The organism is Streptomyces sp. VRA16 Mangrove soil (genome assembly GCF_017377775.1).
Taxonomy (GTDB): Bacteria; Actinomycetota; Actinomycetes; order Streptomycetales; family Streptomycetaceae; genus Streptomyces.
Window position 1 is genome coordinate 264439 of the sequence record NZ_JAFVLN010000008.1, and the last position, 14225, is coordinate 278663.

General features: G+C 68.4%; 13 protein-coding genes. 3 read left to right on the plus strand and 10 right to left on the minus strand.

Annotation, left to right across the window (positions count from 1 at the left end; genetic code table 11):
- The first annotated feature begins 125 nt into the window (after positions 1-125).
- Complete coding sequence (locus J3486_RS23105) at positions 126-740, plus strand: GNAT family N-acetyltransferase (RefSeq protein WP_307804902.1); 615 nt, start codon at positions 126-128, stop codon at positions 738-740.
- Between the two features lie 129 nt (positions 741-869).
- Here J3486_RS23105 and J3486_RS23110 read toward each other — a convergent pair whose 3' ends face one another.
- The 8 genes from J3486_RS23110 to J3486_RS23145 form a co-directional block, all read right to left on the minus strand.
- Entirely contained in the window at positions 870-1400 is a 531-nt protein-coding gene (locus J3486_RS23110; RefSeq protein WP_207823244.1) for a hypothetical protein, read from the minus strand.
- Positions 1400-3685, minus strand: coding sequence for a hypothetical protein (locus J3486_RS23115; RefSeq protein ID WP_207823246.1), 2286 nt, complete (start codon positions 3683-3685; stop codon positions 1400-1402). Before J3486_RS23115 ends, J3486_RS23110 begins: the two co-directional genes overlap by 1 nt.
- Positions 3686-3736: 51 nt before the next feature.
- Positions 3737-4186, minus strand: a complete 450-nt coding sequence (locus J3486_RS23120) for a hypothetical protein (RefSeq protein ID WP_207823248.1) — start codon at positions 4184-4186, stop codon at positions 3737-3739.
- A gap of 2 nt (positions 4187-4188) precedes the next feature.
- Positions 4189-5517, minus strand: a complete 1329-nt coding sequence (mycP, locus tag J3486_RS23125; RefSeq protein ID WP_307804903.1) for a type VII secretion-associated serine protease mycosin — start codon at positions 5515-5517, stop codon at positions 4189-4191.
- A 59-nt stretch (positions 5518-5576) separates the two neighbouring features.
- On the minus strand, positions 5577-7280 hold the full coding sequence (locus tag J3486_RS23130) for a hypothetical protein (protein WP_207823252.1): 1704 nt from the start codon (positions 7278-7280) through the stop codon (positions 5577-5579).
- A 37-nt stretch (positions 7281-7317) separates the two neighbouring features.
- Positions 7318-7785 carry a DUF2563 family protein gene (locus J3486_RS44735; RefSeq protein ID WP_207823254.1) on the minus strand — a complete coding sequence of 156 codons (468 nt, stop codon included), beginning with the start codon at positions 7783-7785 and terminating at the stop codon, positions 7318-7320.
- A gap of 191 nt (positions 7786-7976) precedes the next feature.
- On the minus strand, positions 7977-8174 hold the full coding sequence (locus J3486_RS23140; RefSeq protein ID WP_207823256.1) for a hypothetical protein: 198 nt from the start codon (positions 8172-8174) through the stop codon (positions 7977-7979).
- 11 nt (positions 8175-8185) lie between these two features.
- Entirely contained in the window at positions 8186-9037 is an 852-nt protein-coding gene (locus J3486_RS23145) for a helix-turn-helix transcriptional regulator (protein WP_207823257.1), read from the minus strand.
- 267 nt (positions 9038-9304) lie between these two features.
- Between J3486_RS23145 and J3486_RS23150 the strand changes: the two genes are divergently transcribed.
- A complete protein-coding gene (locus tag J3486_RS23150) occupies positions 9305-9817 on the plus strand; it encodes an ATP-binding protein (RefSeq protein ID WP_207823259.1) in 513 nt (170 codons plus the stop codon).
- A gap of 20 nt (positions 9818-9837) precedes the next feature.
- Here J3486_RS23150 and J3486_RS23155 read toward each other — a convergent pair whose 3' ends face one another.
- Positions 9838-11250, minus strand: a complete 1413-nt coding sequence (locus tag J3486_RS23155) for an APC family permease (RefSeq protein WP_207823261.1) — start codon at positions 11248-11250, stop codon at positions 9838-9840.
- A gap of 509 nt (positions 11251-11759) precedes the next feature.
- On the opposite strand from J3486_RS23155, the gene J3486_RS23160 reads away from it, so the two are divergent.
- Complete coding sequence (locus J3486_RS23160) at positions 11760-12605, plus strand: hypothetical protein (protein WP_207823263.1); 846 nt, start codon at positions 11760-11762, stop codon at positions 12603-12605.
- A gap of 81 nt (positions 12606-12686) precedes the next feature.
- Here the strand turns inward: J3486_RS23160 and mmsA are convergent, their stop codons facing one another.
- Positions 12687-14204, minus strand: coding sequence for a CoA-acylating methylmalonate-semialdehyde dehydrogenase (gene mmsA / locus J3486_RS23165; protein WP_207823265.1), 1518 nt, complete (start codon positions 14202-14204; stop codon positions 12687-12689).
- Positions 14205-14225: the final 21 nt, after the last annotated feature.

A 14225-nucleotide genomic window follows, 5' to 3' on the forward strand; every position in this document is an offset into this window, starting at 1 on the left:
GCGGTACGACTGTCCCGGCCCGTCCCGGGCGCGGGTCACTCGCGCCTGCCCCCAACCACGCCCCGAAAACCGTGCGTGGGCCCCATCACCATGCCGGTCACGATGCCCGTCACCCGCCGGTCACCATGCCCGTCACCAAGCCGGTCGCCGCACCCGTCACCAAGCCGGTCGCCGCACCCGTCACCACGCCGACCGCCGCACCCGTCACCACGCCGACCGCCGCACCCGTCACCACGCCGACCGCCACGCCTACGACCGCGGCCGGGGTCCTTTCCCACCGGGCCGCCGTGCTGTGGACTTCCCCCATGCGTATCGTCCGAGCCACCACGACCGCCCAACTCCTCGCGGCGAGCCCCCTGTTCGACGCCCCGGCCCGCGAGGGCTGGGCCGCGGACTTCCTCGCCGCTCCCGGCCACCACCTCTATCTCGCGTACGCACAGGGCGGCGCCGGGGAGCCGGTGGGCTTCATCAGCGGCGTCGAGACGGTCCACCCCGACAAGGGGCGCGAGATGTTCCTCTACGAACTCGCGGTCGCCGAGCCGTACCGGCGGCGCGGCATCGCCCGTGCCCTGATCCGCACGCTCGCCGACGTGGCGGCCGGGCTCGGCTGCTACGACATGTGGGTCGGCGTGGACACGGACAACGACGCGGCGCTCGCCGCGTACCGCAGTGCGGGCGGCACGGACGAGGGCCCGTGCCAAGTGATCACCTGGGCCTTCGGTGGCGCCCCGGCCGAGTGATCGGCACAGACTCCGTGCCCACTCTGCAAGCGCTCGCAGAGCTGCGCCAACCCCGGGTCGGGGCGCTGGCGCTGGCCGTGGAGGTGGCGGGGAATGAGTCGTTGCGGGTGGGGAGGGTGGTGGAGACGGTCATGCCGTGCAACCAAACTTCTTCGTCTGCGCGGGAACGAAGTCATTGACGAACCGTTGAAGCTTCTTGTAACCCTTCGGGGATTCGTCGATGCCCTCCCCGCTCAAGCGGATGTTGAAGTCCATGTACGAAGAGCCCTTGTCGCAGTGCGCTTCCACGATCGCCCGGTCACTGCCGATAACGCCTGCACCGGGGAAGGGCATGTCCCTCGTGGCGGCGTTCCCGTACTTCTTCGCGACGGCAGGCCAGTCAACCGGTTCGGGTTTCTTTTCGTACTTCAGAATCGTCGCGGAGATCACGACTTTTCCGTCCACCTTCACCAAGCAGGTCGCACCTGTCTGGCTCTGGAGCGTCTCGTAGCTCTGCTGCAATTCGTCGCCGGACGGCAGGAGCGGGGACAGCGCGGACTTTGAAACAGGGATCTTGCACAGCTCGTTGGGTATAGCGAGATCCTCGCTGCTGCAGCCAGCGGCTCCGGCGCAGATGAGGACACCGAGCGCGAACGCGCTGCCTCGCTTCGTGACCTTCACTACTGATCTCCTGCCAGCCCGTCCGCGAGCTTGTTGCCATCGTTGGCAGCTGCGGCGATTTGCTTGTACACCCCGTCGTCGGGAGAGTAACCGGTGTGTGTCGACGCCCAGTCGGTATTGGCCGCATGCCACTGGTCCGCGATCGCATTGAGCTGGTTCTTGCGTGTCTCGTACGTCGCTTGGTTGTTGTCGGTGAGCTCGTCGGCCTGATGCTGTTGCTCGTCCATGATCCAGGCAGTGGTGACCACGTCGGCTCCGCGTTGGGCTATGTCGCCCACACCTGGGATGAAGTTCAGCAGTGCGCCGGACGCGTGGTAGCTCCACGCCTTGTCCCAGGTGTAGTCGTGCTGGTCGCCCTTGAGGGCGTTGTAACGGGCCTCCTCCATGAAACCGACGGCGTAGCCGGCCGAGTTCAGTGTGTCCTCGGGCGCTCGCGAGGCGTCGTTGATGTCCGAGGTGATGGCGTAGTTCATCCCCTCGTGCAACAGACCGTAGGAGTGCTCACTCCGTGACACCTGCTTCGTGACCTCCATGACCTGCCCGGGGTCCAGGTTGACACCACTGGCATCAAGACGTTTGCCGCTCGGATCGCTCATCGCGACGTAGACCTCGTCACCATGGCTGGTCATGATTTTGGCCATGCTGTCGCGGAGGTTGGCGGGCATGTCATCGCCCTGATCCGCGAACGTGGACAGCGCGGAGCGGAAGATGCGGTCGTTGGTCGCGGTGTGGTGATCGGGACCGGGCGCGTTGCTGTTCGGGTCGTGGCCGGTTGCGGCCGCGGTGAGGGCGTCGCCCAAGCCCCTGCGGTTGTCATCGTCCAGTTTCGCTCCGGCGTCCACTTCGACGTTGCCGCCGATACCTTCGCCGCGGGTCTGGTTGATGAGGTCCCAGTCGCGGCTGCCCTCCCCGTTGCCAACGAGGTAGTCGAAGTGTTCCTTGCCGTAGGCGGTGCCGGTGTCAAGGTAGTGGGCCGCGCCCTCAGGGGTACGGGACATGACTTCGAGGGAGGCGTCGACGGGGTCGTTGGCGAACCAGCCGCCGTTGTCCTTGCCGGTGAACCCGGCTCCGTACAGGTTCCAGATTCCGGGCTGTTCCTTCTCCATCCGGATCATGTCGTCAGTGACGGCCGAGGTGAACTCCGGGTCGAAGTCGTTGTGCCCCTGCTTCATCATCGTCGCCAACAACTGGTAGCCACGGACCTGTTGACCGTGTCCCTTGGCTGTGGGACTGCTGATGGCGTCGCCGGCCACCTTCAGGTCGTACTTGTCGTCGCCGACCTCCCGCAGTCCATCGCGCCAGGAGCGATAGAACTTCGAGTCGTCGCTCTGGAGCCAGTTGAGCATCGCATCGTTGTAGGCGCGGCTCCCGTACTTCAACGTCCTGCCGTTCGCATCCCTGAAGTCCGGGACGTTCGTGGCAGTAGCCAGGGAATCGGCGATGCCGCCGTTGATCGTGAGGTAGGTCTTCTTGTTGCCTGTGTCGTCGGAGTAGGCGAGGTCGTCGAGACCGGCGGTCAGCTTCAGCGCCTTGTCCGGGCCGAGGGAGTCGAGGAAGGTCTGGCTGAAGATCTTGTCGTCGGAGTTGTCGCGCATCAAGCGCTCCCACTCCGCCGGGTCGCTCGGCTTCTTGCCCGCCAGGATCTCGTCGGCGTACGCCTTGGCCTCTCGGGCCTCGTACACCTCGATGTCGCCAACTGCTTTGCCGTTGAACGTGTGCCCCTGTCCCAGGGCAGCGTCTGCCATCCGCCCGAACAGGTCCTTGATCCCGGCCGCCTCCCGCAGGGCGAGTTTCACGCCCTGATCAGCGTCGTCGACGGCCCGTACCGCTTCCTTGATCTTCTTGGTCCAGGCTTCTTCGGCCTTCTTGGCCTTGGAGACGTACTCGCCGTAGTTCTCGTCGTGCCGGTACGGGGTCAGCTTGCTGTAGTCGTAAAGGGCTTCGCCCTGCGCATTCACCGTCAGATCGTTCTTCCCCGCCCCCTCAACGATGCGCTTGACCTCGTTGATGAGGTGCGTGAACTGGCCGTGGGCATCGCGCAGCAGCGAGGCGATGGCGCGGGCTTCCTTCTGGGCGTCCTGGTACTGCCGGCTCGTCGCGGCGAACTGGGCGTGGGCTGCTGTGGCGGCCTCACCCTTCCAGGTTCCGCCGGTGGCCACCTTCAACACCTTGCTGTTGTAGACGCCCTCAACGTCTTTCAGGCCATCGGCCATGTCGTCCCACGCTGTGGCCGTCGTGGTCAGCGCGCCGATGTTGATGGTGGTGACGTCCTGGTAGGTGAGCATGCCCGCCCCGATTCCCCGTTCCCCGTTGCCGCGTTACTGGTTGCTGCTGATTCAGGCTTCGCGTCGTGCTGCACGTCCCGGGGCGACCTGTGCGATCTCGGTCATCACACCGGTGTCGACGTAGTGGAACTCGTCGTTGGCCCTGGCCAGCGCCGACTGGTCGTTCGCCAGACGGTCCTTGAGGTTCTTGACCTGGCGCTGCCACTCCTGGTGGGCGTCCGCGAGGCCGTCGGCGGTGGCCCAGCCGGAGAAGGTGCGGACGGTGCTGCCCGATGGCTCCTGAGCGCGGTCCCCGGCCGTGTCCGTGTCCGGGCGAATCGTTTGCTCCAGGGCGGTGACAGCCGCCTTCTTACCGGTCGGATCCGTTTGCAGGGGTGGCACGACTGCGGCCGGTGCGGCCCCGCCGCCGTCGGGAACGCTGTTCAACCGCGTGTGCTGCGACGCCTCTCCCGCGCGGCCCCGAGCGTCCGCTTTCAACTGCTCCCACTCATCCCACGCCATGGCTAGGGCCTCCCCGTGTGGTTGTTCTCCTGCTGATACGGCCACTGCTGTCCGCCCGGAGCCGGAGAACCGGTCGGTCCTGGCCCACTCTGCGGCCGTCCGCCCACGTACGGCTGCTGGGCCGACGGCTGCCATCCCGGTGCGGCCGCCGACGCGGTGGTGTTCTGTCGTCGGCGGCTGCGCAAGGCGGCTACGACCAGGCCGCCCCCGACCAGCGCCACGGCCCCGACTCCGCCCAGAATCCACGGCAAGGGGTTCATGCCCTCGTCACCGGCGGCCACGGCCGGTGACGGATCGTTCTTGGGCGGCTTGGCAGCTGAGCCCTCCGACGCCGTCGAGCCCCCGTACGAGAAGTCGGGCAGCGGGTACTGGTCCGCCGGGCCCGGCTCGCCGGGGTCGCTGAGTGCGATGCGCGGGCGGATGGCGCCGTAGCCGATCTCGTCGGTCCGCTTCTTACCGCTGACCGGGCCGCTCGCCGTGTTGAGCATGACCCGGAGAACCTGGTTGTTCGTCCAGTTGGGGTGCTTGGACCAGATCAGGGCGGCGGAGGCGGAGGCGAGGGCGGTGGCGTCGCTGGTGCCGTGGGATTTGCAGAGGCCGGTTTTGCCGTTGCAGGTACGAATCATTTCGTCGCCGGGAGCGACCACGTCAACCTGCGGGCCGTGCTGGGACTCGGCGGTCCTCTTGAGGTCTTGACCGATGGCGCCGACACCCACGACGCCAGGCGTGGCTGCCGGGTACTCAACGTCGTTGGCGGCATCGCCCGAGTTACCCACACCAGCGAAAATCAGTTTGTTCTTCGACAGCGCATAGGCGACGGCGTCGTCCAACTGGCTCGACGTCTCCGCCTTGGCCAGCGAGACATTGATGACCTTGGCATCCGTATCAGCGGCATAGTGGATGGCCTTCGCGATGGCCGTCGCGTAGTTGTCCTGGTTGCCGTCCTCGCGGTTCCGTTCCATGTAGTCCGGGACGCGTACGGGAAGAATCTTCGCTCCCGGAGCCAGTCCGTACGATCCGGACGCAGCACCCTTCTTCCCCGTCCCCGCGATGAACACGGCCATGCCCGTGCCGTGGCCGTTGTAGTCCGTGTGCTCGTCCCCGGCCAGGGTCGAGAAGTCCTTTCCCGGCAGCACCTGCCCGCGCAGGTCAGGGAGTTCAGGGTCAACGCCCGTGTCCAGGACTGCGACCGTGACCCCCATGCCCGTGCTCGTCTTCCACATCTGCTCCGCGCGCATGGCGTCCAGGTACCACTGACGGTCACGGACGGTCTCGGCCTGCGCAGCCGGTACGGCGAAGCCCGCGAGCGCAAGCCCGGTGAGGACCGGCACGAGACACAGCCGACGGACCTGCTTGGTACGGGAACCCATGGTCATCCTTTGTGTCACGGTTAATCGGCGGGCAGGCCCGGAAGGCGCGGCGGAGGCAGTGGGCGCTGGTTCTGCTCCGCCTCTGTTTCCTCGCTCGCGGCACGCTCGTCCCGCGAGCGCTCCGCGGGCTCATTGCGAGCATCATCCTTTCGCGAGGTGCCGACCGAGCCGCGAGCGGGTGCGCCGACACGCTGCGTATGAGCCGCATCGCCCGCGGCACCGTGCAGGAGACCCGCCCCTCTGGTCGCAGGCGGCTGATTCCGCCGCGTTTTGGATGCCTGGGGTTGCCCTCCAGCGACGCCGTCCGAGTGCGCAGGCAAACGTGCCCCGTCCGAGGCCGCCCCACGCCCTTGCGCGTACCCGGACCCGCGAGCGAAGTTTGCCCCCGCTCTCGGAGCTCCCTCCGCAGCAGCACCGCGGGCACCGGGCGTCGACTGAGTCGGGGTACCTCCGACCACCGTGCCTCTGGACGGCGCGGTCGCCGGACGACCTGCCTGCGGCGTGGTCGGACGGCCGCCGGAGATACCGTTGGCCGCCCGCCCAGGGCTGGCGCCCCCGGGCCCTCGGACTGATGAGGGAGCTCCACTCGGTGTCCCCTGCCGTCCCGACAGCCCCGGAACGCCTCTTCCCTGCGCCGTTCCACGGGGCGTGCCGGGCGCCCCAGTTTCGCCGGGGCTTGCCGGCGTGCCCAGGGGACCGCGTGGCCCGAAGGCGGACGGAGTTTTGGCAGCCCCTGCCCCGCGCGGTGGGACACCTGTGCGACTGGTCGCCCCACCGAAGACGGGCGGCGGTGCTCCCGTGGTCGGGGCGCTGAGCCCCGAGGTACCACCCTGCAGTGAAGGCGTTGCGGGAGGTGCTGTGGCCGGTACCGAGGGGGAGGGAAGCGTGCCGACCCGGTCGAGGGAGGTACCCGTACCTCCCGTGGTGAAGTCGGGCACCACCCGTGCCGCATGGGCAGTCGAGGGTGCGGACGCACTGGAGTTGCCATAGGCCAAGGATGAACTTCGCGATGCCTCGCCGATCGCAGCGGCGCCCACCGCGGCAACGCCGACTCCACCCACGACAGCGGCAGTTCCGGTGTCCTGCGACGAGTCGTAGACATCTTCGTCGCCGTCGACGATCTCCGGCACAAATCGAGTCGGCAACACCGGAAACTCCGGCGCCTTCAACGCCTCGATCTGCTCCGTAGACGCGTTGTACGACTGCGCCAGCTTCATCATCAGCTGGGCGGCCTCCGCCTGGTCGCCGCCGGCCTGTTTCTGGGCCGACTCCACCTCGGTGGTCGACGGGCCCCCGTCGTGGTTGCCGACGTCCGTCGCCTTGGCGGCATGCGCGTCGAGGACCTTCTGCGCCGCGAGGCTGGAGTCCTTCAAGGTCTCCAGCTGCGGCTTGACCTCGTGGAGGGTGTCCGCCGCGTGGCCGAGCCACTTGCCCGCCGTCTCGCTGTAGTCGCCCAGGCTCAGCGTCGCGAGCGAGGTCTCGTGGATCCACTTGCGGAAGGCGTCGCCGCCCTCGCCCTCCCACTCGACCGCCGTGCTGTGCGTCTTGAGGTCGTCGCCGATCTCCTTGATCGTGGTCGAGGCCTGCGTCAGCAGCCGTCCGAGATCCGCCGCCGTCGCCCCGTTCGCCGGTTCGACCATCGCGTACAGGGCCTCCGGGGTGTGCGCGGCGAACCGGGCCGTCTTGGCCGCGCTCCACATGTGGGCGCCCCAACCGCCGCTCATGCCATGCCTCCGTTGTCGTCCGCGTTGCCGTACCGCATCACAGTCCGCCCGCCTCGCCGTCCGTCGGCTTGGGAGCCGGCTCGTCCTTGCCCGTGGCGGGCTTGTCCCCGGCGGGCTTGCCCGCGGCGGGCTGCGTCAGGGCGTTCGCCTCGCTCCTGATGCGGCGCAGTCGGGCCGCCACCTCGTGGTCGAGGTTGTGATAGCCGGTCTTCGCCGCGTCCACCGTGACGACCAGGCTCTCGATCTGCAGCGCCAGCATCTTGGACAGGTTCTCCAACTGGCTGTGCACCTGCGTGTACGCGGAGTGCAGCGCGTCCGCCTCGTCAAACGAGCCAAGGCGCCCGGTGGGCATCGTCCCGTTCGCGATCGTCTTCGGTGCCGCCTGCGAGGACTCCAGGTCCTTCAGCAGGCCGTCGACCCGTCGTTTGAAGGCCGACAGCGTCTCGCTCTCGACCCGCAGCGCCTGCACCGCGGCGGCCCCGCCGCCCCCGCTGTCCGGAATCACGGCCGCAGTCTCCTCCCCCGTCCGCACCGGCCACCGCGACCGGGCTGTCGTTCCCATCTGTAACAGAGGCAACCTCAGCACGGTATCGAGGGCCGCTGACAGGCACAAAGCCTTGACGAGCGCGGACCGGCTATGTGGCCGGAAAGTGTCCCGCGCACGCAGTCAGGGACGCAGCGTGACTCCGGTTCGGTTCAGAGCAGGTGGTCGGCCTTTCCCGCCTTGATGTCCGAGATCAGTGCGCGGAGCGCGTCCCGCGAGTCGGTGACGTAGGTGTCCTCGGACCCGGCCACGGCGATGTAGGCGTTACCGACCGCGTCGACGCCGAGGCGGAAGCAACTCGCCCCCTCGCCGCAGAAGGGGTTCTCCCAGGTGATGCCGTTGCCCTCCATCAAGAAGCTCCTCACAGGTGGATAGCGATGTCGTAAATGAAGTCGCGTGACGCGTCGGGTGACAGCGCGATGCGCTCCATCCAGTCCAGATGCGCTCGGTACTTCGACAACTGCGCCTCCTCGCCCAGGAATTCCGGCCCATGGGAGCTGTCCACCTGCACCGTGTCCAGTTGAGGCACCACGCCCTCCAGATAGTTCACGGTCTGCCCCGCCCCCGGAAAGGCCCCTGCCTCGAAGGTGACGATGCGCACGTCGATGTGGTCGTGCTCGGAGACGGCCATGAGGTGTTCAAGCTGGCTTCGCGCAATGCGCGGTCCGCCGAACTGCATCCGCAATGCGGCCTCATGGATGACACACACGTACTCCGTCGGGTTCGGGCCATCGATGATCTGCTGGCGCTCCACTCTGTAGGCGAGGCGCAGCGCCACCTCCTGATCGGGCAGAGGAGGAAGGACGACCCGGAACAGTTCCAGCGCGTGGTCACTGGTCTGCAGCAGGCCGGGGATGTGCGCGGTGTGCGCGGTACGCATCCGGGTGGCATACGACTCGAGTTCCGCGATGTCCAGGAGGCCCGGCGAGAGCGATCCCCGGTAACGCTCCCACCAGCCACGTCCGTTGGGGCGGGCCATGCCGACCAGCCCGTCGACGTAGGCCTGATCCGAGCAGTCGCAGTTGCAGGCCAGCGTTCGCAACCGTTCGGGGCTGATGGTTCGAATCCCGGTCTCTATGTTGGAGATCTTCGCCCGGTCGAGGCCCAGCAGGCCTGCGGCCTGGTCAGCCGACATCCCAGCAGCCGTGCGCATCTTGCGCAGCTCGCCGCCCAGGCGGCGCTGGCGCTGCGTAGGAGTAGTCCTCGGTGGCATGGCTCCCCTTTCCCGCGTGCGTCAGCAGTCTGCCGCGAAGCCCCCCTCCCGATCCACGTACGGGTCAATTTCACGATCGAGGTGGCAATTGAACCAAGCGAGACCTTACAGTCAGTAACGCACAAGCTACACACGGCAGTTGGCAGTGCATCGCGCAGGCCTGCCCGCACCCTCCTGCCCTGGGAGAGGTGGGCCCGCGCCAGGGAGACGAGCCACCGGCTGCCGCGGCATTCACCCTTCACCACCCCATACGCAAGGGAGTTCGCCATGCCCGCAACCACCACACCCACCGGTCCCGTCGCCTGCCCGCCACGCCCCGACGACCGACCGCCCTCCCCCGACAGCCTCGCCTACAGCGTCACCCTCCCCGCGGCCCTCAGCTCACCCGCCCTCGCCCGCGCGGCGACCCGTGCCTTTCTCACCGCTCACCGCCTCGGCGACATCCTCGACCCCGCCCTTCAGGCGGTCGGTGAACTCACGGCGGCCGCCTGCATGTTCGCCCCGGGCGCCGACATCTACGTATCGCTGCGCCAGCGCGACGGCGCGCTGCGCGTCACCGTCCACGACGGCCACCCCGTCCACGCCAACCGACACCTCGCCGCGGCCTGCGACACCCGGCGCCGCGCCGCCCTCCGGCTCCTCGCCTGCGTGGTCCGGGCCTGCGACGGCGACTGGGGATTCGGTGCCGCGCACGCCCCCTCCGGAGGGACCCGGATGTGGGCGACTCTGCCCCTGGCCGGCGCGACGGCGTACGGCGCGGCAGTTCCCCAGGGGGAATGAACCGCGCCGCCTCTCACCGGTTACGCCTGCGCGTCCTCCGGCACCGACACCAGCCACCGCGTGTCCTTGCGCGGCCGCAGGTAGAAGGCCCAGTACAGGGTCGCCGCCGCCGTGATGCCGCCGGTCCAGAGCAGGTACGTGACGTCCTGCTCGACCAGGATGTACGCCATCACCGCGATCAGCAGGACCGGGACCGCCGGCCACAGCGGCATGCGCCAGGCCGACGTCTCGCGGTGGGAGCCGCGGCGGGACAGGAGGGCGGCCACGGCCACCAGGAGGTACATGCCGGTCACCGAGACGCCCGTCACGCCGTACAGGGTGTCGAGGTTGACGAAGCAGAGGGCCGCGCCGGGGACGCCGACGACCAGCGTCGCGACCCAGGGGGAGCCGAAGCGGCCGAGCTTGGCCAGGCCGCGGTTGACCGGCTCGGGCCACGCCTTGTCGCGGGCCGAGGCGAACAGGACGCGGGAGTTCTGGATGACCATGACGATGCCCGCGTTGATGATCGCGAGGGCGACGCAGAGGGAGACGAAGGTGCCGACCGCCGAGTTCGACCAGGCCTCGACCATGCCGCTGATGTCACCGGACGACAGGGCGGCCAGGTCCGGGGCGCCCATCGTGATCGCCGCGACCGGGACGAGGATGATCACCGTGGAGATGGCGAGCGTGGCCAGGACGGTGCGGGCCACCGACTTGCGGGGGTTCTCCAACTCCTCGGAGAGGTAGACGGCCGTCGAGAAGCCCTGGGTGACGAAGAGGGCGATGGCGAGTCCCGAGACCACCAGCATCGCCGTGACCGTGTCCTTGTGGCCGCCGTCGCCCGCGACCTGCATGGAGACGAGGGAAGCCGCGCCGCGCTCGGAGTGCGCGAAGCCGAGGACCGCCACGACGGCCGCCGCGATGACCTCCAGGACCAGGAAGATGCCGGTGATCCAGGCGTTGGCGCGGAGGTCCAGCAGACCCGCGAGCGTGGCCAGGAGCATCACGCCCGCGCCCGCCACCGACGGGTCGAGGTGGACCAGCGGTGCCAGATAGTCCGCCGTGCCCATCGCGATCACCGGCGGGACGATCATCACCACCAGGAGGGAGAGCACGAAGACCAGCCAGCCGGCCAGGCGGCCCGCGAGCGTGGTGACCATCGCGTACTCGCCGCCCGCGCTGGGGATGAGGGTGCCCAGCTCCGAGTAGCAGAACGCGACGCCGATGCAGAGCAGGGAGCCGATGGCGATGGTGAGGGCCGTCGCCGTGCCGAGGTCGCCGAACAGGTCGGGGACGACGACGAAGAGCGTGGAGGCGGGCGTCACGCACGAGAGCGTGAGCAGGGTGCCGCCGACGACGCCGATGGAACGCTTGAGCTTCTGCGGGCCTTGAGGGGACGCGCCGGGCGCCGTCAGGTCCTCGGGGACGACGGTCGGGCGAAGCGTGTCGGTCATGGAGCGGTTCCGATCGACTCGTGAGGCAGAGGGTTCGGGCGGGAGCGCTATCGCCTCCGAAGGCTGGTCAGGCTGATGAGGATGAGGGGTGTGCATCGCTCCCGGCCGGTTATCGAACATCGCCGATAACCGGAACGTCAACGGCCGTTTCCCTACGGAATCCGTACGCGCCGCCCTCGCCAACCGCCCTCTCATCTTTAGCTGTTCGCAAAGTCGGCCGACTTCTGCATAGCGATCTCGAAAGTTGACCTTGTTATCCAAGGTCAAGTGGGCGGCCCGCCTGCAGCACCCGATTCATCCCGTGTGCACGGGAACCGCAGCCGCCCCCGCGAGATTCATCGAAAGTTGTCCGGAGTCCGGACAGCCGACCCGTCCCGGTCGCACCCCGATCGACCGGTTTGTCCGTCGAGATGTGTTCATGCGCCCCGTCCCGCTAGAGTCCGCCCCTCATCGGACACACAGAGAACGCACAGCGGTACAAACAGCGGTACAAGGGGTGGGTTGAACACATGAAGCAGCTGAGGACCGCGGTCTGGGCGGGCATCGCCGTCGCCGCGCTGACCGCGACCAGCGCGTGCAGCGCGGAGACCGCCAAGAAGACGGCCGACGCGGTCGGGCACGCCGGTTCGGTCATGGCGGCGCTCACGCGCGCCTCCGACAAGGCGTCGAAGCTCGGCTCCGCCGAGGTCGAGACGGTCACGCGGCTCGACGCGACGGGCGGCAAACCGGTCTCCATGAACGGCACCTACTCGTGGGGCGGCGGCGCCGCGATGGACGTCGAGATGGACACCGCGAACGCCCAGATGACAAGCCTGCAGAACGACCCGACCATGCAGGTCAAGATGGTCGACGGGGCCTATTTCTACGAGATCGACCCCCAGCCGCGCGGCCCCCTCGCGGGCAAGCACTGGATGCGTATCGACGTCTCCGCCGTGATGGGGCAGGCGGGCGCCGACAACATCGCGAACAACGCCGACCCGACCGCGGGCCTGCGCTACATCGGCGCTTCCAAGAACGTGCGGGAGATCGGCGAGCAGACCGTCCGCGGCAAAAAGACCACGCACTACCGGGGCAGCGTGGGGGCGGAGCAGATCAAGGACTCCAAGTTCACGGCACAGGAGAAGAAGGCCGCCCTCAAGGCCCTGAACTCCAGCGGCGGGAAGATCACGTGTGACGTCTGGGTCGACGGCCAGGACCTGCCCGTGCGCATGAAGCAGCAGGGCGGCGGCATGACCGTGACGATGGACTTCCTGAAGTTCGGCGCCACGAAGCCGATCACCGCCCCGCCCGCCTCCGACACCGGCGACCTCACCGACGAGGTCAAGAAGCAGCGGGACCAGTCGCTGGGGCAGTGATCGCCCCGGACCACGCGGGAAGGCGCCCCGGCCGTCGTGAGACGACGACGGCCGGGGCGCCTTCGCGCGGGTACGGCGGGCTCAGTGGTTGCGCGGGAAGCCCAGGTCCACGCCCGAGGGGGCCTCGGACGGGTCCGGCCAGCGGGTCGTGACGACCTTGCCGCGGGTGTAGAAGTGCGTGCCGTCGTTGCCGTAGATGTGGTGGTCGCCGAAGAGGCTGTCCTTCCAGCCACCGAAGGAGTGGTAGCCGACGGGCACCGGGATCGGGACGTTGACGCCGACCATGCCGGCCTCGATCTCCAGCTGGAACCGGCGGGCGGCGCCGCCGTCACGGGTGAAGATCGCGGTGCCGTTGCCGAAGGGAGAGGCGTTCATCAGCGCCACGCCCTCCTCGTACGTGTCCACGCGCAGCACGCAGAGCACGGGGCCGAAGATCTCGTCGCGGTAGGCCGCAGCCGACGTCGGCACCTTGTCGAGCAGCGACAGGCCGACCCAGTGGCCGTTCTCGAAGCCGGGGACGCGGTAGTCGGAGCCGTCGAGGACGACGTCGCAGCCCTCGGCCGCCGCGTTCTTCACGTACGAGGCGACCTTGTCACGGTGGGCGGCCGTGATGAGCGGGCCCATCTCGGAGGCCGGGTCGTTGCCGGGGCCGATCTTGATGGCCTCGGCGCGCTCCTTGATCTTCGCGACGAGCTCGTCGCCGATCGAGCCGACGGCGACGACGGCCGAGATGGCCATGCAGCGCTCGCCCGCCGAGCCGTACGCGGCCGAGACAGCGGCGTCGGCGGCGGCGTCCAGGTCGGCGTCGGGCAGCACCAGCATGTGGTTCTTGGCGCCGCCGAGGGCCTGCACGCGCTTGCCGTTGGCGGAGGCGGTGGTGTGGATGTAACGGGCGATCGGGGTCGAGCCGACGAAGGAGACACCGGCGACGTCCGGGTGCTCCAGGAGTCGGTCGACAGCGACCTTGTCACCGTGGACGACGTTGAAGACACCGTCGGGCAGACCGGCCTCGGCGAGCAGCTCGGCGATCTTCACGGACGCCGACGGGTCCTTCTCGGACGGCTTGAGCACGAAGGTGTTGCCGCACGCGATGGCGATCGGGAACATCCACATCGGCACCATGGCCGGGAAGTTGAACGGCGTGATGCCGGCCACGACACCCAGCGGCTGGCGGATCGAGGAGACGTCCACGCGGCTGGCGACCTGCATCGACAGCTCACCCTTCAGCTGGACGTTGATGCCGCAGGCCAGGTCGACGATCTCCAGGCCGCGGGCCACCTCGCCGAGCGCGTCGGAGTGCACCTTGCCGTGCTCGGCGGTGATCAGCTCGGCGATCGCGTCACGGTTGGCGTCGAGCAGCGCGCGGAACCGGAAGAGGATCTCGGTGCGCTTGGCGAGCGAGGACTGGCCCCAGGTCGCGTACGCCTCCTTGGCGGCGGCGACGGCCGCGTCCACCTCCTCGACCGAGGCGAAGTCGACGTGCGTGGTGACCTCGCCGGTCGCCGGGTCGGTCACCGGGCCATAGTTGCCCGACGCGCCCGCACCGTTCTTAACGGGCTTACCGCCAATCCAGTGGTGGACCAACTTCGTGTCAGACATGTGGGCAACTCCTGTTGTGAC